Below are 19741 nucleotides of genomic sequence, written 5' to 3'. Positions count from 1 at the left end.
TTTACGCGCATCGAACCTCCCTTTGCACTTGTTGCTCCTGAGTGCTGTAGCCCGATTGAACGCTTTAGCGAGATCGGGCTTTTTTTCGCCCGGGATTTATCGGGCTCGACATGACCCCTGTAGGAGCCGAGCTTGCTCGCGATGGCGGTGCCACATTCAACATTGATGTTGGCTGACACACCGCCATCGCGAGCAAGCTCTGCTCCTACAGGGTTTTGTGTATGGGTGGTGTTCGCGATCACGGGCAAAAACCGCTATCGTCGCCGCCATTCAAAACGAGGCGAGCATGGGCTATCTACTTTTTGTCACGCTGATTCAGGCGTTTTCCTTCAGCTTGATTGGCGAATACCTGGCTGGTCATGTCGACAGTTACTTTGCCGTGCTGGTGCGAGTGGTACTGGCGGGGCTGGTGTTCATTCCGTTGACCCGCTGGCGTTCGGTTGAGCCGGCGTTCATGCGCGGCATGCTGCTGATCGGCGCGTTGCAGTTCGGCGTGACGTACGTCTGCCTGTACCTGAGCTTTCGGGTGCTGACAGTGCCGGAGGTGTTGCTGTTCACCATCCTCACGCCGCTGCACGTCACTCTTATTGAAGACGCGCTGAACCGGCGCTTCAATCCGTGGGCGCTGGTTGCGGCGCTGGTGGCGGTACTCGGTGCGGCGGTGATTCGCTACGACCGGATCAATCCCGATTTCTTCATGGGCTTCCTGCTGTTGCAACTGGCCAACTTCACTTACGCCGCCGGGCAGGTGCTCTATAAGCATCTGGTGGCCCGACATCCGAGCGATTTGCCGCATTACCGGCGCTTTGGTTACTTCTACCTGGGGGCATTGGCGGTGGCGTTGCCGGCGTTTCTGTTGTTCGGCAAACAGAACTTCCTGCCCGAAGCACCGCTGCAATGGGGGGTGCTGGTGTTCCTCGGCCTGGTCTCGACGGCGCTGGGGTTGTACTGGTGGAACAAAGGCGCGTGCCTGGTGAACGGCGGGACGCTCGCGGTGATGAACAACCTGCATGTGCCGGTGGGGTTGCTGATCAATCTGCTGATCTGGAATCAGCATGAAGAACTGGGGCGGTTGTTTCTGGGTGGATCGGTGATTTTGATGGCGGTGTGGATCAGTAGGTTGGGTATACGAAAACCTTTGACCGTCCACTGAACCCTGTGGGAGCGAGCCTGCTCGCGAAGGCGGTGTATCAGTCGACATTACTGTTGCCTGACACTCCGCCTTCGCGAGCAGGCTCGCTCCCACAAGGGAATTGTGGTGTTACATGATGTGTTTTTCTGGCTCAGGGATGTGGCTCGCGCCCAGTATCGCCGGGAGCAGCCCGGCCCTTAAGTCCCCGCCACTGGGCTGCTGATAAAGACTCAACCCGAACTCCGGCAACACCGCCAGCAGGTAATCGAAAATATCCCCCTGAATCCGCTCGTAATCCGCCCACACGGTGGTGCGGGTGAAACAGTAGATTTCCAGCGGAATCCCCTGCGCTGTGGTTTGCATTTGCCGCACCATGCACGTCATGTTTGGCTGGATTTCCGGGTGGCTCTTCAAATACGCCAGCGCATACGCGCGGAAAGTCCCGATATTGGTCATCCGTCGACGGTTGGCCGACATCGCTGCAACGTTGCCCTGCGCTTTGTTCCAGGCCTTGAGCTCGGCCTGCTTGCGGCTGATGTAGTCGGTCAGCAGATGCACCTGGGACAGCTTCTGCTCTTCGTCATCGCGGATGAACCGCACGCCGCTGGCGTCGATGAACAGGCTGCGCTTGATCCGTCGCCCACCGGACTGCTGCATGCCGCGCCAGTTCTTGAATGACTCGGACATCAGGCGCCAGGTCGGAATCGAAACGATGGTCTTGTCGAAGTTCTGCACCTTGACCGTGTGCAACGTGATGTCGACCACGTCGCCATCGGCGCCGACTTGTGGCATCTCGATCCAGTCGCCGACCCGCAGCATGTCGTTGCTGGTCAGCTGCACGCTGGCGACGAACGACAGCAGGGTGTCCTTGTAAACCAACAGAATCACCGCCGACATGGCGCCCAGCCCCGACAGGAGCAATAGCGGCGAACGGTCGATCAACGTGGCGACGATGATGATCGCGCCCAACACGTACAAGACCATTTTCGTCAGTTGCACGTAACCTTTGATCGAGCGGGTGCGGGCGTGTTCGGTACGGGCGTAGATGTCGAGCAGGGCGCTGAGCAGGGCACTGACCGCCAACAGCAGGAACAGAATGGTGAATGCCAGCGCAACGTTACCGAGGAAGATCAGACTGGTCTTGCCCAATTCCGGCACCAGATACAGGCCGAACTGGATCACCAGCGATGGGGTTATCTGCGCCAGGCGATGAAACACTTTGTTGTGCCGCAAGTCGTTGACCCAGTGCAGCGCGGGTTGGCGGCCGAGCATTTTGGTCGCATGCAGAATGAGGTAGCGCGCCACTCGTCCGAGGACCAGCGCAACCACCAGCAATACCACCAATGCCAGGCTGGAATGCAGGAGCGGGTGCTGATCAAGCGCACCCCAAAGGTCTTGGACGTTGAGCCAGAGCTGTTTGATATCCATGGGCGAAAACGGTTCTTCTGTAGGACGCGACGGGGCGATTAGAGCATTTAAGACGCTTTGGATGACGTTTGATGACAAAAGACGCAACAAAAAAACCACTGTTTAGCGCCGTTTGTATAAAGAAACTCGGCCTCGGCGCTCGAAACCGTTACCCTATGCAGCTGTTTTTTTGTATTTCTTCGAGGTAGCACCCGTGTTTTCCCAATTCGCCCTGCACGAACGCCTGCTCAAAGCCGTGGCCGAGCTTAAATTTGTCGAGCCAACGCCTGTGCAAGCAGCGGCTATTCCGCTGGCGCTCCAAGGGCGTGACCTGCGGGTGACAGCGCAAACCGGCAGCGGCAAAACCGCTGCATTCGTTTTGCCGATCCTCAACCGTCTGATCGGCCCGGCTAAAGTCCGCGTCAGCATCAAGACCCTGATCCTGCTGCCGACCCGTGAGCTGGCCCAGCAAACCATCAAGGAAGTTGAGCGTTTCGCTCAGTTCACCTTCATCAAGTCCGGGTTGATCACCGGCGGTGAAGATTTCAAGGTCCAGGCTGCCATGCTGCGCAAGGTGCCGGACATCCTGATCGGTACGCCGGGCCGGATGATCGAGCAACTGAACGCCGGCAACCTCGACCTGAAAGAAGTCGAAGTACTGGTCCTCGACGAAGCCGACCGCATGCTCGACATGGGCTTTGCCGAAGACGTGCAGCGTCTGGTGGAAGAGTGCACCAACCGCCAGCAGACCATGCTGTTCTCCGCCACCACCGGCGGTTCGGGCCTGCGCGAGATGGTCGCGAAGGTGCTGAACAACCCTGAGCACCTGCAGCTCAACAACGTCAGCGATCTGAACGCCACCACCCGTCAGCAGATCATCACCGCTGACCACAACCAGCACAAAGAACAGATCGTGAACTGGCTGCTGGCCAACGAGACCTACCAGAAGGCCATCGTGTTCACCAACACCCGGGCCATGGCCGACCGTATCTACGGCCGTCTGGTGGCGCAGGAATACAAAGCGTTCGTCCTGCACGGTGACAAAGACCAGAAGGATCGCAAGCTGGCCATTGACCGTCTGAAGCAGGGCGGCGTGAAAATCCTGGTTGCCACCGACGTCGCCGCTCGCGGCCTCGACGTGGAAGGCCTGGACCTGGTGATCAACTTCGACATGCCGCGCAGCGGCGACGAATACGTTCACCGCATCGGTCGTACCGGCCGTGCCGGCAACGATGGCCTGGCCATCTCGCTGATCTGCCACGGCGACTGGAACCTGATGTCGAGCGTCGAGCGCTACCTCAAGCAGAGCTTCGAGCGCCGCACCATCAAGGAAGTCAAAGGCACCTACGGCGGACCGAAAAAGGTCAAGGCCTCGGGCAAAGCCGTTGGCGTGAAGAAGAAAAAGGTCGACGCCAAAGGCGACAAGAAGAAAACCGGTGCCAAGGCACCGACCAAACGCAAAATCGCCAACCGCCCGAAGACCGACGCCCTGTCGCTGGTCAGCAAGGACGGCATGGCGCCGCTCAAGCGCCGCAAGCCGGAAGCACCGGCTGCTGAATAAAGCAGCGTTGCGTTCCCATAAAAAAACCGGACCAATGTCCGGTTTTTTTATGCCTGGGATTCCTGAGCCGGATCAACCCTCGGTTTTCTTCTCCGCTGATTCCAGCTCCTTCAATCGCTGATCGATCAACTGGCACTTGTCCGGCAGATCCTTGCTCGCCGTCCCCAAATCCATCTTCTGCAACTCATCGTTGATTTCCTTGGCCTTGGCCGGATTTTGCTCGGTGAGCTTGGTCACTTCCTTGGCCAATTGTTCGCGTTTGGCGGTGGCTTCCTCGGGTGTGCAGGCCCAAGCGGGAAGGGCGCAGGTGAGGGTAGCGGCGAGGGTGAGTTTTAGCAGGGTTTTCATTGGGGTGGGCCTCGGTTCCGTGTCGGGCGGTTAATCGGTTGAGGCCGCGAGGTTGTGAAAGTTCACTCGTGATCAGCCCCTGTAGACGGTCCTCGGAAACGTCCTGCCTATTCCAGACGCTTTCGACATCACTTCAAGACATTTCCCGCTGTTGCGCCGGAACCGTCCGGTTTAGGTGTTTTCGCTCGTCGATTACGCCTTCTGGATCCAATCATTTATTGACGCCAGAATAGTGGCCATCTAGTATCGCGCCACTATTGTGCTACCAGTCTCCATTCGAGGGATCGAACATGTATCCACCCGCCCTCGTGGCGAGGTTGTGCCTGGCTTTGCTGTGCCTTTCTCCGCTAAATCTTGCTCACGCCGCCCCCACCCCCGGTGAAACCGATCTGATCCGCGAACGCCAGGATCGCCTGCTCGAAGAGCAGCGTCGGCGTCTCGAAGAACTCAAGGAATTACCCGGCAAGGAAGTCAAACCCGCAGCACCGGCGGCGCCCGCTGACACCCGTTGTTTCCCGATCAAAGACATCGAGCTCAAAGGCGCCGACAGTCTTTCCGAGAGCGAAAAAAGTCGTCTGCTCAAGCCGTACATCGGCCAATGCCTGGGCGTGACCCAGCTCAATGAACTGCTCAAAGTCATCACCGACCACTACATCGAAAAAGGCCTGGTCACCAGCCGCGCCTACTTGCCGCAGCAGGATTTGTCCGGCGGGCATCTGAAGGTGCTGGTGGTCGAGGGCAGGCTCGAAGGGTTGAAGGGCGCGGAGGGCAGCAAGCTGTCGGATCGTGAATTGGGGATGGCTTTCCCCGGCAAGAGCGGTGATCTGGTCAATCTGCGGGAAGTCGAGCAGATGGTGGATCAGCTCAACCGCTTGCCATCGAATCAGGCGCAGATGGAATTGTCCCCGGGCAAGAACGTCGGCGGCAGTGAAGTGCTGGTCAAGAACACCCCGCAGAAGCCCTGGCGTGCCGGGTTGTCCCGCAGTAATGACGGCCAGCGCAGCACCGGCGAACAGCAGTGGGGCACGACGTTTGATTGGGACAGCCCGCTCGGCCTGGCCGATCAGTTGATGTTGCGCGGCGGTCACGATGCGATGACCGATCACCAGCACACCTCCAATAACGCGCTGCTCAATTACAGCCTGCCGTGGGGCTGGTGGAGTTTCAGTTACACCTACAGCCAGAGCGAGTACCGCTCGCAAGCGCAGGCCAACGGTTTCAATTTCAAGCAGACCGGCGACAGTGAAAACCATCAGCTACGCGCCGAGCGGGTCATCCATCGCGACGCCCTGAGCAAGACCTCCCTCAGCACTGGCCTCTCGTACCTGCGCACCAACAACTTCATCGAAGACAGCAAGCTCAAGCTGAGCAGCAACCGTCTCAGCGAAGCGCAATTCGGCATCAACCACGGTCGGCGGATCGGCAGCGCGTTCGTCAACATTGACCTCGGCATGCAGCAAGGCATCGGCGCGTTCGATGCCCAGGGCAATGGCCATCCTGGCCCCGGTGAGCCGGACGCGCGCTACCGCAAATACACCGCCACCGCGAGCTACCTGCAACCGTTCAAGCTGTGGGGCGAGTCGTTCAGTTTCAGCAGCCTGATGACTGGCCAGCGTAGCGAAGACGTGCTGTTCAGCCCGCAGCGCACCAGCCTCGGCGGACAATCGTCGATCCGCGGTTACAAAGATCAATCCTTGTCCGGCGACAGCGGCGGCTACTGGCGCAACGACCTGCGCTGGAGCCGTCCGGTGACCCTGGAATGGATGCGCCCGGTGTTCGCCGAATACGGCACCAGCCTCGGTTACGACCAGGGCGTGATTCGTGGCGACCGCTACAACGGCGATCAACACGGGCGCATGTCCAGCAACTCGGTGGAGTTGTTTGCTCGCGGTCAGCACCTGGCCGCCAGCGTGACCTTTGCTCATTCCCTGGAACGTCCGGACACCCTGACCGAGCGCGAAGCGCCGATCTATTTCCGTATGGATTTCTTTCTCTAATTTCGCCTCATCGAGACTTTTGACATGGACGCCCGCCAATTCGCCTTCCTGAGCCGTCAGCCTTCTGCTGCTGTGAAAACCCGCGAGTATTTCTGGGGCATGCCCAAGCGCGGATTGGCGTTCCTGTTGGCGAATGTGATGTTCTGGCAACCGATGTGGGCGCAGGCCGAGGGGATCGTTGTGGCCACGCCGGGCACCAGTCTGGGTCAGGCGGGCAACGGCGTGCCGATCGTCAATATCGCCATGCCGAATGGCACCGGGCTTTCGCATAACCAGTTTCACGATTACAACGTCGGCACCCAAGGTGTGATCCTCAACAACGTCGCCGCGCAGACTGGTGCGACACAACTGGGCGGCATCATCGTCGGCAACCCCAACCTCACCAACCGGGTCGCCGCGCAGACCATCCTCAACGAAGTGATCGGCGGCAGCCCGAGCCAGTTGCGCGGTTACACCGAAGTGGCGGGGCAGTCGGCCCGCGTGATCGTCGCCAACCCTTACGGCATCAGCTGCAACGGTTGCGGTTTCATCAACACCCCGCGCGTGACGTTGACCACCGGCAAGCCAGTGCTGGACAACGGTCGACTGGACCGCTTTCAGGTGGATCAGGGCAGCGTCTCCATCGAAGGTGCCGGGTTGAATGCCAACAACGTCGACAGCTTCGAAATCATCACCCGCAGCGCGAAGATCAATGCCGAGATTCAAGCGAAGAACCTGACGATTGTTGCTGGTCGTAACGACGTCAACGCCGACAGCCTCAGCGCCACCGCCCGCGCCGATGATGGCAGCGCCAAACCGCAACTGGCCATCGACTCGTCGGCACTGGGCGGGATGTACGCCGGGGCGATCAAACTGGTGGGTACCGAAGCCGGCGTCGGGGTGAAGCTCGACGGCAACCTGGCGGCTAGTGGTGGAGATATCCAGCTCGATGCCAACGGTCATCTGAGCCTTGCGCAGACTTCTGCGGCGGGCGCGGTGAACGTCAAAGCGGCCAGCTTTGATGCTAGCGGCCCGGTCTACGCCGGCACCGCCGTCAACGTACAAACCCAGGGCAACCTGACCAACCAGCAAACCCTCGCGGCCCGGGACAGCATCACCCTTAGCGCCGGCGGTGTACTGACCAACAACGGCATCATTGAAGCCGGGGTCAACGCCGACACCAGCCGCAACGCCAACGGCGATGTGAGCCTGAGTGCGCAGAACCTCACCAACACTGGCAAAAGCGTTATCGCCAGCCGCAGCCTGACGGTCAATACCGCGCAGACGTTGAATAACCAGGGCGGCACCTTAAGCGGGCAGCAAAAAACCAGCATCACTGCCACTACCCTGGACAACCGGAACACCGGCCGGGTGCTCGGCAGCGGCGCTCTGGAGCTGAAAGCCACGCAGGTGCTCAACACCAAAGGGGTGATCACCAGCAATGGCAGTCTCACGGCGAATCTCGGTCACCTGAACAACCACGATGGCGAAGTCTCCAGTGCAGGCAACACTACTATCACCGCCACGACGCTGGACAACAGTGACGGCCAAGTGACCGGTGACGTTGCCCTGAACATCGGTTTGATTGGCGCCCTGAATAACCAGAACGGTGTGCTGGGTTCCGGCCAGAGCGTGGGCATCAGCGCCGCCAGCCTGGATAACAGCCATGATGGCAGCCTGGTCAGCGATGGCAGTCTCACCGCGCACATCAATAGCCTGTTCGACAACCAGAATGGCGACCTGAGCGCCAAAGGCGTGGTCGACCTTCAGACCGGCAGCCTCGACAACCGCAATGGCAGCCTGACCGGCAAGGATCGGCTGACCCTGCGCAGCGATTCGCTGGACAACCGCACCGGCAAAGTACGCGCTGGCAAAGACCTGCAACTGACCGTCGGACAACTCGATAACCGTCAGCAAGGTCTGCTCAACAGCCAGGCGGCCATCAACTTCAACGGCACTCATCTGGATAACCGCGGCGGTTTGCTCAGCGCGGCGGGGCCAGTGCGCCTGGAGGCCGCCAGCGTCGATAACAGCAGTGGCCGTATCTCCAGCAAAACCGATCTGACGGCCAAGGTTGCGCAGTTCACCAACCAGGGTGGCGAACTGGTCGCCCAAGGGATGTTGACCCTCAATGGCAAAGGGCTCGATAACCGCAACGGCGGACTGGTAGGCGCGACAAAAGCGCTGAAACTCAACGTCGATGAGGTGGACAATCGCGGCGGCGAAATCTCCAGCGCCGTTGATGTGGCCATCGAAGGCCAAAGCCTGAACAACAGTGACAACGGCAAGATTCTGGCCGGCACCGAACTGGGCCTGAAGGTGGCGCAGATCATCAACCAGACCCAGGGGCTGTTGTTCGGCAAGGGCGCCACGACGGTAGCGGGCCAGAGCCTGGACAACAGCGGTGGCAGTCTTGTCACTCAGCTTGGGTTGGATATCCGCCTCGACCAAGCCTTGAGCAACATCGAAGGCCTGATCAGCAGTGAAGGCACTTTGACGATCAATGCGGCCAGCCTCGACAGCACCCGCGGCAGCTTGTCGAGCGCCGGCGCGCTGGCGCTGACGACAACGGGAGCGCTGAACAATCAGGGCGGTTCGATCACCACCGACAGCGGCCTGATCCTCAAAAGCGCAAACCTGAACAACAGCCAGAACGGCCTGATCAGCGGCAAAAACGCGACCACGGTCACGACCGGTACGTTCGACAACACTCAGGGCGGCCAATTGATCAGCGGCGATACGCTTGATCTGACCGCGACCCACGTCAGCAACGGTGTTGCCAGCCGAATCGCCAGCGATAAGACCCTGACTGCCAGTGTCACCGGTTTCGATCAGCAGGGCGGTCAGCTGTTCAGCAAAACCGCCCTGAGCCTGGACTTGAATCACGGCCAACTGAACAACCAGAACGGGCTGATCAACGCGCCGTTGCTGATGTTGAAAAACCTCAAGGACGTCAACAACCAGAACGGTGAAATCTCCAGCGCCCAAGCCTTCACTCTGACCGCGCAGAACCTGGATAACAGCAACGGTAAGTTGATCAGTAATCAGGCTTTGACGCTGCGCATCGACCAACTGCTCGCCAGCCTCAAGGGCCTGATTGCCGCGCAGACCCTGGAGGTGCACAGCGCTCGTCTGGATAACAACGGCGGCTTGATCAGCAGTCGCGGCACCCTCGGGGTGACGGTGGACGGTGAGGTCGTCAATCGGGACGGCACGTTCATCGCTGACAGTGACGTGCACATCAGCGCCGATAGTCTGGACAACACTCGTGGCCAGATCGCCGGCAAAACCGATGTCACAGCCAGCGTCGCGACCCTGAACAACCAGGGCGGTCAGTTGATCGCAACCGGTGGGCTCACCCTGACGGGCATCAGCCTCGATAACCGGTTTGGCGGCCTGGTCGGTGCGACCAACGCCCTGCAACTGAACGTCGAATCGGTCGACAACCGCGGTGGCGAATTGTCGAGCAAGTCAGATGTGACCCTGGTGGGCAACCGTCTGGACAACAGCGATGGCGGCCAGGTATTCGCCGAAGGCGCACTGGCGCTGACAGTTGATCAGGTGATCAACCGCGCCAAGGGCCTGCTCTCGGGCAAGGCCGATCTGACACTGACCGGTCGCGATCTCGACAACAGTGACGGCTCTGTGTTGAGTCAGAAAAACCTGTTGCTCGATCTCACAGGTGACCTGAATAACAGCCAGGGCCTGCTCAGTGCTGAAGGGACGCTCGGGGTCATGGCCGCCAGCCTGACCAACACCTTGGGCAGCGTTTCCGCTGCCGGGCCGCTGACGTTGTCCACCACCGGCGCCGTGCTCAATCAGGGCGGCGAAATCGTGACTGACGCTGGCATCACACTCAAAAGCGACAGCCTGGATAACCGCAACAACGGCAGCATCAGCGGCAAGGGCGCAGTGGTCGTCAACACCGGCGCACTGGATAACAGCCACAGCGGTCGATTGAACAGCGGGGCCAGCCTGGACCTGACGGCCACCCAACTGACTAACCAGGACGGCGGTCGCATCGCCAGTGTCGGTGTGCTGACTGCCAGCGTCACCGGCCTTGATCAGCAAGGTGGGCAAATTTTCAGCAACACGTCCCTGGTGCTGGATCTGAACAAGGGTCAGATGAACAACCAGAATGGCCTGATCAGCGCGCCATTGCTGATGCTCAAGAACCTCACCGACATCAACAACGATGGCGGCGAAATCTCCAGCGCCGAGGCCTTCACGCTCGCCGCAAGCAGCCTGGACAACAGCAATGGCAAACTGCTGAGCAATCAGAATCTGACCCTGCGCATCGATCAGGCACTGACCAACCTCAAAGGCCTGATCGCCGCCGCGGCACTCGACGTCAAAGCCGTCAGCCTGGACAACAGCGGCGGCACGCTGACCAGTCATGCCAATCTCGACCTCAACCTCGACGGGCTATTGAATAATCAGAGCCAGGGGCTGATCAACGCCACCACCGGGCTGACGATCAACAGCAGCGGCCTGAATAACCAGAACGGTTCTTTGCTGGGCAGCGCCATTGCCATCGATTTCGGAGCAGCCACCGGGGACCTGAACAACAGAGCTGGCCTGATCACCACCGCCGGCTTGCTGAGCATCCAGCACCTGCGTGACCTGAACAACCGGAACGGCGAAATCTCCAGCAGCCAAAGCCTCGACCTGAGTGCTCGTGCCCTCGATAACAGCTCCGGCAAACTGATCAGCAACAACCTGCTGACGGTCAACGCCGACACAGTGGTCAACCAAGGTGGTCTGTTTTCCGGCTGGCAAGGCCTGAGCCTCACCAGTAACAGCCTGGACAACCGCAACAAAGGCACGCTGTCGAGTCACGACAGCGATGTGGCCGTCACCGTCAGCGGTGCCATTCTCAACAGCGGCGAAGGTGCGCTGGTCAGCCAGAAAACCCTGAGCGTCAACGCGGCAAGCCTGGACAACAGCAACGGCGGCATCCTCTCCAGTGGCGGCGCCCAGGCCCTGACCCTCAGCGGTCTGCTCAACAACGCCCAAGGCGGTTTGATCGACAGCGGCGCAACCCTGGTCATGCAGGCGATGACCCTGGGTAACGTCGGCGGCACCGTCAACGCAAAACAGGACCTCAGTTTCACTGGCACCACACTGGATAACACCGGCGGTAACCTGATAGGCAACGGTGCCGTGACCCTGGACCTTCTCGGTGCCCTGACCAACACCAACGGCAAACTGGCCAGCGCCGGCCCGCTGCGGGTGCAACGCGCCACGCAAATCAATAATCAGGGCGGCCAACTTGCCAGCCAAGGCTTGATGACCCTGCTCACCGGTGGCCTGGACAACCGCAATCTCGGCACCATCGCGGCCAATGATCTACTGACCATCACCACGGGCGGTACGGTGCAGAACAGCGCCGACGGCCAGATCTACAGCCAGAATGGCGACCTCAAAATTCAGGCCGCCAGCCTCGCCAACGCCAAGGGCACCCTGCAAAGCCAGGGAGCTTTGAACCTCACCATCGGCGGCGATATCGACAACCAGAGCGGCCGGATCGTTGCCAAGGACGGTGACCTGTCCATCAATGCCACCAACCTCGATAACCGCGGCGGCATACTCGCCAGCCTGAAAGCAGCGTTCACGGCCAACCTGACCGGAGTGCTGAAAAACGGCTATGACCTGAACAACAACCGCCGGAGCGGCATCACCCAGGCCGAGCGCCTGAACCTCACCGCTCTGGCCGGCATCGACAACTATGGCGGGCGTATCGCTGCACAAAGCGGCGACGCGATCATCGCCACCGGCAACTTCGATAACCGCAACGGCGGCCTCTATGCCAAAGGCAAGGTCAACGTCACCGGCAACAACTTTGACAACAGCGGCGACAATGACGGCCAGATCGCCGGTCAACAGATCGACCTCAACCTCAGCGGCGCGTTGAACAACCGTCTGGGCATCATCGAGAGCGACAGCACCTTATCGATCAAGGCGGCCAGCCTCGATAACCAGACCGGTCAACTGCGTGCACTTGGCACCAGTGGCAAAACCAACTTCCAGATCGGCGGCCTGTTCGATAACCGCAACGGCACGCTGGAAAGCGCCAACTCCGACCTGACCATGGCGGTGGGCGGCTTCCTCAACGGCGGCGGAAGTTTGCTGCATGTGGGCAACGGCACCTTCGACATTTCCACCGCCAACGTCACTGGCGCCGGCGGCACCATCGTCACCCGTGGCGGCTTGACCCTCAACGCCGACAGCTGGAGCAACAGCAACGTCATCCAGGCCGGACGCCTGAACGTCAACGTCAACAATTTCAGCCAGACGGCCAGCGGCCAACTGCTCGCCTCCACCAGCCTCGTCGGTACCGGTGTCAACTGGTTCAACGAAGGGTTGATAGCGAGTGATGGCAGCCTGGGCCTTAACCTCGGCGGCACGTATTCGGGCAACGGCCGGGTCAGCAGCCTCGGGACGCTCCGTCTGAGCGTTGCGCAACTGAATCTCAACGCAGCTTCCAGCATTGCCGGTGGTGGTGACACCACCGTGTCGGTGGGTGGCCAACTGAACAACGCTGGTCGGCTGACCTCGGCCACCAACCTGACGGTGAACGCTGGTGGTATCAACAACCTGGGGACGCTGGGCAGCGGTCAAGCGCTGACCGTGACCACCGGCTCGCTGGTCAATGATCGCGGGCTGATCTTCAGCGGCGGCGACATGAGCCTGCGGGTCAATGCGCTGAACAACAGCTACGCCAACATCTACAGCCTGGGCAATCTCACGATTGACCGTAATGGGCAAGGCGCCCAGGCCGACAGCATTGTCAACAGTTCGGCGTCGATTCAAAGCGACGGCAGCATGAGCCTGGCGGCGAGCACGATACAAAACATCCGTGCGCTGTTGACCATCAGTAATGGCGGTATCTACACCGCCAGGATTGATGAGGGCGCGTGCAACCGGCCGGGATACAACAATGACTGCGGCGGTGGCAAGGAAACTCATACCTGGGAAATCACCCAGCGTGAAAAACTGGAAGTGACCGCCGCCAGTGCGGCGTCCAGCATCACCGCTGGCGGTAATCTGAACATCAACGGCGGCGACCTGTTCAACCAGAGCAGCACCATCGCCACCAGCGGCAACCTCACCGCCACGCTGAACAACCTGACCAACACGGGCGTAGAGACCAACGATACCGAAACGGTGCGGGTGTACCGCAGCGAACGCACCACCAACGCCAGTTCCTGGCTCAACGCCGCTCACGACTTCACGGAGCAGTACTGGTTTGCCAGCAGCGGTTATGACGCCAACCACCTTACCGGCCTGGAAGCGGCAATGGCCGACTTCATCGGCACCACCGAAGTCGAGATGCCCGAGTTCCGCCAGGTCACCCAGTTGGCCACCGGCGATCAGAGCTATGCCGCCATTATCCAGGCCGCCGGTGCGGTCAACATCAACGCCCAGAACAACATCGATAACAGTGTCGTACGCCCTGGCTACACCTACGTGGGCAGTGGTCCTCGCACGGGCACCGGTGCTGCGGGCAGCCAGTTCTCCACGCGTATCACCGTCAATCAACAATTGCCGCCCAACCTGGCCCAGCAGCAAGTCAACCCGCTGACCTTGCCTGGCTTCAGCCTGCCCAACGGGCAAAACGGTTTGTTCCGCCTGAGCGGACAAGACAGCAGCACTCCAGTGGCCACCGGCCCGCAAAGCTGGACCATGGGCGGCGGCAGCGTCAGCACGACCCAGCGTGAGCAACCGCTGCCCAGCGTCCAGCCACGGAACATTCTACTGGGCAGCAACACGCAGGCCTCGGCCAGCAGCGTTGACCTGAACCCGGCGGATCATCAGGCGTTGAACGTGGGCGTCGGTGCCAGCGCGATCGACGTCAGCACACCGACTGCCAATTCAACCGGCTCGGCACTGCCGGGTCGTTCCACAGCCTTTACCGTCAATCGTGTCCAAGGCTTGCCGGCCAGCAGCGGCCAGTCCAAGCCCCAGAAATACCTGATCGAAACCAATCCGGTACTCACCAACCTCAAGCAGTTCATGAGTTCGGATTACCTGTTGTCGAACCTGGGCTACGACCCCGACCAAAGTGCCAAGCGCCTGGGCGATGGCCTTTATGAACAACGCCTGATCCAGCAAGCGGTAGTGGCTCGTACCGGTCAGCGATTTATCGATGGCCAGACCAGCGACGAAGGCTTGTTCAAATACCTGATGAACAACGCCATCGCCAGCAAAACAGCGCTCAACCTGTCGCTGGGCGTCAGCCTGACCTCAGAGCAAGTCGCGGCGCTGACCCACGACATTGTCTGGATGGAAAACGCCGAAGTGAACGGCGAGCAAGTGCTGGTGCCGGTGGTGTACCTGGCCAACGCCAACAACCGCCTGGCCGCCAACGGCGCCCTGATCCAGGGCAGCGACGTCACCCTGATTGCCGGCAAGGACCTGAACAACGCTGGCACCTTGCGCGCCTCCAACAACCTGTCGGCCACCGCCACCAACGATCTGGTCAATAGCGGCCTGGTGGAAGCCGGCAATCGCCTCGACCTGAAAGCCGGCAACAACATAGTCAACAAGGCCGGCGGCATCATCGCCGGCCGTGACGTCACGCTGACCGCCACCCGGGGCGACGTGATCAACGAACGCACCGTCACCACCCACGAAAGCGGCAGCGGCTATCGCAACGAACGCACCGACTTCGTTGACAACGCCGCCCGCATCGAAGCCGGAAACTCGCTCACCCTCAACGCCGGACGCGATATCAACAACGTTGGCGGGGTGCTGAAAAGCGGTGCAGATACCACCATCACTGCCGGTCGTGACGTCAACCTCACTTCAGCCGAACAGATCGTCAGCGGCGAGCGGGGTCTGCATCGTGATCAGACCATTACCCAATATGGCTCAGACATTGATGTAGGGCAGGACCTGAAGGTCAATGCCGGACGGGATATCACCGTCATTGCCAGCCAGATCGACGCCAAACGCGATGTGACCATGAGCGCCATCGGCGACTTGACCCTGGCCTCGGCGGCGGATGAACAGCACTCGTACGGCAAGAGTAAGAAAGTTACCAGCCAGGAGGATCATGTCAGTCAGGTGTCTACGACGGTCAATGCGGGGGGCAACATTACCCTCAGCGCGGGCAAGGATCTGGAGCTGATTGCCAGCCGGGTGAGTGCGGGGGATGAGGCCTATTTGTTTGCGGCCAATAACCTGACGCTCCAGAGTGCAGAAGACAGCGATTACAGCTTCTACAGCAAAACCAAGAAAAGCTCCTCGGGCAAGAAGAGTCGACTCGATGAGGTGGCCAGCACCACCAACATCGCCAGCGCAGTGACCTCCGGTGGTAACAGTACGCTGTTGGCCGGCAATGACATGCTGATAAAAGGCAGCGAAATCGCGGCCGATAAAGGCGGTGTGCAACTGGTGGCTGGCAATGACGTGCAGATCGTTGCGGTCACTGATTCGAACAGTGCCCGCCATGAGAGCAGCTCCAGTAAAAGCAGTTGGGGTGGCTTGAAGTCGAGCAAGGTCAAGGATCAGGTTTCCGAGACGCAAACCACTGCTGTCGGAAGCGTGATCTCGGGTAACACCGTGAGTGTGGCGGCCAAGCGTGATGTCACGATCACCGGTTCATCTCTGGTCAGCACCCAGGATCTGACCGTACAGGCTGGTCGCGACCTGACCATCAATGCGGCAGAAAACACCTTCACTCGCGACGAATTCCATAAGGAAAAAAATCGTGATCTGAGCGGCGTACTGACGGCCAATAACCTTGGCGTCGATGACATCACCGGCAACCAGCACCTGTCGGTCAGCAGACAGAACCATACCGGTAAGTCCGCGCAAACCACTTTGACCGGCAGCACCATTGGCTCCAGCGAAGGGAACGTCAGCCTCACCAGTGGCCGTGAACTGAGCGTGATCGCCAGCGACCTCGTCAGCACCAAGAACATGAGCCTGATCGGTTCCAAGGTGACCATCGCTGCCGGCATGGAAAGCGCGAGCCAGAGCAGTACCGACAAGAGCAGCAGTTTGGCGGTGGGACGAGTCGTTGGCGGCGTGATCGTTGATACGGTCAATACGATTCGCAGTTCAGTAAAAGTGGCCAATAACGCGGACGACCCCCGACTCAAAGCGGTGAAGCTGGCTCAAGCGGCAATGGCGTTCAACGATCTGGGAGGTATGGGCGGCGACGCCGATGGCGCGGGCTCGGATTATGGCAACAAACAAGGCTCTGCCAGTAACGGTTCCCTGATCAAGATTGGCACCGAACTGGCGAATACCCACAGCAAAAGCACCAGCGAGTACACCAGCCAGACTGCCAAGCAAAGCACGCTCAATGCTGGCAAAGGCTTGCTGATCATCGCCGATGGCGGTGCGCCGGGAACGGCGGGTGATATTCATGTGATTGGCAGCAGCTTGAAAGCCGCCGACACCGTATTGCTGGCCAAAAACAACGTCACCCTGGAAAGCGCGCAAAACACCGCCAACTGGGCCAACAACAACAGCAACAACAAAACCGCCATTGGCGCCAGCTTCAACTTAGGCGAGCAGAACGGGTTCACCCTCGATCTGGGAGCCTCCATCGCCAAGAGCATGGGGACTGGTAGTTCCGTTACCCAAGTCAACACCACCCTGGATACCGGCTCTCTCTCCCTGCACAGTGGGCAGGACACCACCCTGGCTGGCGCGCAGGTACGGGCCGACAGCATCAACGCGTTGATTGACGGCAACCTCAACATCATCTCGCGCCAGGACACCGAGACCCAGAAGAGCAAGCAGGGCAGTGCCGGTTTCGGTGGCAGCATCTGTATTCCGCCGTTCTGCTACGGTTCTCCCGTGGCCGTGTCTGGAAGCCTGGCCGCTGGCAACATGAACAGCGAGTACAAGGCTATAACAGACCAGAGCGGTCTGTTCGCCGGCAAGGGCGGTTACGACATCACCGTCGGTAAAAACACCACCTTGCAAGGTGCGGTGATTGCCAGTGAGGCGTCTGCCGACAAGAACCTGCTCAGCACTGATCGTCTGATCGTCAGCGACATTAAAAACACCAGCGAGATCAGTGCCCAGTCGGCAGGCTTTTCGGCCTCCTATGGCAGCAATGCCGGCTCAAGTGTGGGCGGCAGCGTTCCGCTGTCGCTGAGCGATTCGGACCACAGCAGCACCCGCAGTGCCGTCAGCGAAGGCACCATCATCGTGCGCAACGCCGCGGGTGCGAATGATCTGGTTGGGCTGAATCGCGATACCGCAAACGCCAATCAGACGCTGGATAGGCCTGATGAAAAAGCGATTCAGGAGCGCATAGACCTTATACAGAGCACGGTCACGCTGGCGAAAAACATCATCAACAAAATAGCTGAGGCCCAGCAGCAAGCGGCCAGCGCCAAAGTCAATTCAGCGACGACTGAGAAGGAACGACAGGCTGCTATTGATGATTACAACAGTTGGGGTGTTGGTGGTGACAAACGAATCATGGCCGACGTTGCAGCTGGCTTGATCGCTGTGGGTCTGGGAGAGGTTGGCGGTACTACCGCAATCGGTATCGTCGCCAACACCACCTCAAGCGATACCTTCAAAAAAATTGGGGATTACGCCAACAAGCAATCACACGACGCCACCGACAGCGTAACTCGAGCGGCATGGGCCGAAGGCGGGGCTGCACGAGTAATGCTGCATGCATTGGCTGGCGCAGCGATGGGATTGTCGAGCGGTAGTGCCGTAAGCGGCGCATTGGGAGCGGGGGCCTCCGCGGCCCTGATGCCAACTATTGCTAATGCGCTACGCAATAGCGAATTGACGGAAGCCCAGCAGGATTCCTTGGGCACGTTGATCGCGTCCGGCCTGGGGGCGATGGCGGGATCAGCTGGTGGCACATCCGGTGCGATTACTGCAGTGAGCAGTGCGGCCGGCGTTGACATGTTTAACCGCCAGTTGCACAAGCAGCAGGAAATTCCACTGCTGAAGAAAAAGGCTGAGGACCTTGAGAAGACGCAAGGACAACCGGAGTCGAGCGCTCGTTGGGAAGATCTGCTGCTGATCGCTAGCGGCGCCGAAGTGGATGCCGTCGACTTGGCGCGTTTGACAAGTCTTATGAAGCAAGCCATTGGTGATGATCCTGAATCTGCCGCCTTCGTTCGAGACATGGGAGTTGCATATGAAGCAGTCGCCCAGTTATCGGCACAGAAAATCCCGCTGACCTGGAGCGATGGTCGGCAGATCATAGCTAATGGCGCGCCGGTATACGCGTTCAATGCCACCAAGGGACAATTCAACGACTCCACCTTGTTCAATGCTGCAGGGATCTATGGCCCCGGTGCCGTCTATGAGCAGTGGAGGCAATTTGGCCCAACCCAGACAAGTCAGTATTCAAATGAGTTATCGAATATCTCGACTTACGATTCCGGCGTGGCGGACGCCGCTGAGCGATTGTCTGCATTGGCGGGCAAAGGCGTGCTGTCGGTCAGCATTATTGATGATGCGATCCTTTCGCTGACAGGGCTTCGAAGCGGTAAGGTCGTTTTCGATACTGTTTTGGCGGGGCTGGCGAGGAGGGAGGCCGCGAAGAACGCGGCTGCGGATGCTGCAAGAGGCGTATCGACTAATCCAAGTGAGGCGTTTTTTTGGTCTGGCCGAACGGAAGGGGTTGGTGGTGCAGATATAGCCCAGCAGATTGCAATGCAACAAGGAGGGACAACCCTCGAAGCATTGATGGCTCAACGTGGTATACAAATGCCTGCATGGGATGCAACAAATCCGGCTGTTGTGAAGGCATGGCAAGACATCTCTGCTGAGTATGCAAGTGGAGTATCTGGTACGGTGCGTGCAGTAATCGGACAGAGTTTGCGACCTGGAAATGTTTGGGAAACAGCAGAGTTACCTGCGTTGATAAAAAACCCTAACGTAGATAAGATCATTGCTATTGATCCTGTAACAATGAGAGAGAAAGTTGTTTTCGTAAGGGGAGATATATGATTCTTGAGATTTCTCGAGGGTATATCCAAGTGAAAATTGGAGATAGAGTTGCGACTGCTCAAGGTGAGATGTTCTTTCCTGGTAACGATAAAATTGGTTTTGTATTGTACAGGGGGTCTTTGAAGTTTTGGGATGCTCCTGACAGAAATCAGATTTTGACTGCGGATGATATCAATATGGTTATTGATGATATCCAGGCTGATTTCTCCAAGGGGGGGCATACCTTGGAGGTTGAGAGCTAATAAGCTGCAAAAGATGAAGTTAAAAGTGGCGTTAGTAGTGAGGGGTGGATTGATTTATTGCTTGCTTGCTTGCTTGCTTGCTTGCTTGCTTGCTTGCTTGGTTTGGTGATTAAATAAATTTGTCCCG

Annotated in this window: 7 protein-coding genes; 5 read left to right on the top strand and 2 right to left on the bottom strand. The window is 59.1% G+C overall.

What is annotated here, in order from left to right; all coding sequences use genetic code 11:
- The first annotated feature begins 286 nt into the window (after positions 1 to 286).
- Complete coding sequence (locus tag ACYZTW_RS25670) at positions 287 to 1153, top strand: carboxylate/amino acid/amine transporter (protein WP_462002317.1); 867 nt, start codon at positions 287 to 289, stop codon at positions 1151 to 1153.
- A gap of 108 nt (positions 1154 to 1261) precedes the next feature.
- On the opposite strand, the gene ACYZTW_RS25665 is transcribed toward ACYZTW_RS25670, so the two are convergent.
- Complete coding sequence (locus ACYZTW_RS25665) at positions 1262 to 2560, bottom strand: mechanosensitive ion channel family protein (protein ID WP_462002316.1); 1299 nt, start codon at positions 2558 to 2560, stop codon at positions 1262 to 1264.
- 193 nt (positions 2561 to 2753) lie between these two features.
- On the opposite strand from ACYZTW_RS25665, the gene ACYZTW_RS25660 reads away from it, so the two are divergent.
- Positions 2754 to 4100 carry a DEAD/DEAH box helicase gene (locus ACYZTW_RS25660; protein WP_008153197.1) on the top strand — a complete coding sequence of 449 codons (1347 nt, stop codon included), beginning with the start codon at positions 2754 to 2756 and terminating at the stop codon, positions 4098 to 4100.
- Positions 4101 to 4172: 72 nt separating this feature from the next.
- Here the strand turns inward: ACYZTW_RS25660 and ACYZTW_RS25655 are convergent, their stop codons facing one another.
- Positions 4173 to 4448 carry a hypothetical protein gene (locus tag ACYZTW_RS25655; RefSeq protein WP_462002315.1) on the bottom strand — a complete coding sequence of 92 codons (276 nt, stop codon included), beginning with the start codon at positions 4446 to 4448 and terminating at the stop codon, positions 4173 to 4175.
- 290 nt (positions 4449 to 4738) lie between these two features.
- On the opposite strand from ACYZTW_RS25655, the gene ACYZTW_RS25650 reads away from it, so the two are divergent.
- Genes ACYZTW_RS25650 through ACYZTW_RS25640 form a run of 3 tightly spaced genes read left to right on the top strand, consistent with a single transcriptional unit; the run spans position 4739 to position 19614 of the window.
- Positions 4739 to 6445, top strand: a complete 1707-nt coding sequence (locus ACYZTW_RS25650; RefSeq protein ID WP_462002314.1) for a ShlB/FhaC/HecB family hemolysin secretion/activation protein — start codon at positions 4739 to 4741, stop codon at positions 6443 to 6445.
- 24 nt (positions 6446 to 6469) lie between these two features.
- Positions 6470 to 19372 (top strand): two-partner secretion domain-containing protein, encoded by a 12903-nt coding sequence (locus ACYZTW_RS25645; protein ID WP_462002313.1) that lies wholly within the window; start codon positions 6470 to 6472, stop codon positions 19370 to 19372.
- A complete protein-coding gene (locus ACYZTW_RS25640; protein ID WP_462002312.1) occupies positions 19369 to 19614 on the top strand; it encodes an Imm74 family immunity protein in 246 nt (81 codons plus the stop codon). The genes ACYZTW_RS25645 and ACYZTW_RS25640 overlap by 4 nt, the downstream gene beginning before the upstream one ends.
- The last annotated feature ends 127 nt before the right edge of the window (positions 19615 to 19741 follow it).

This window comes from Pseudomonas sp. LB3P25, assembly GCF_054897985.1.
Note: the sequence above shows the minus strand (reverse complement) of the source record. Positions and strands in the feature narration are given on the sequence as shown.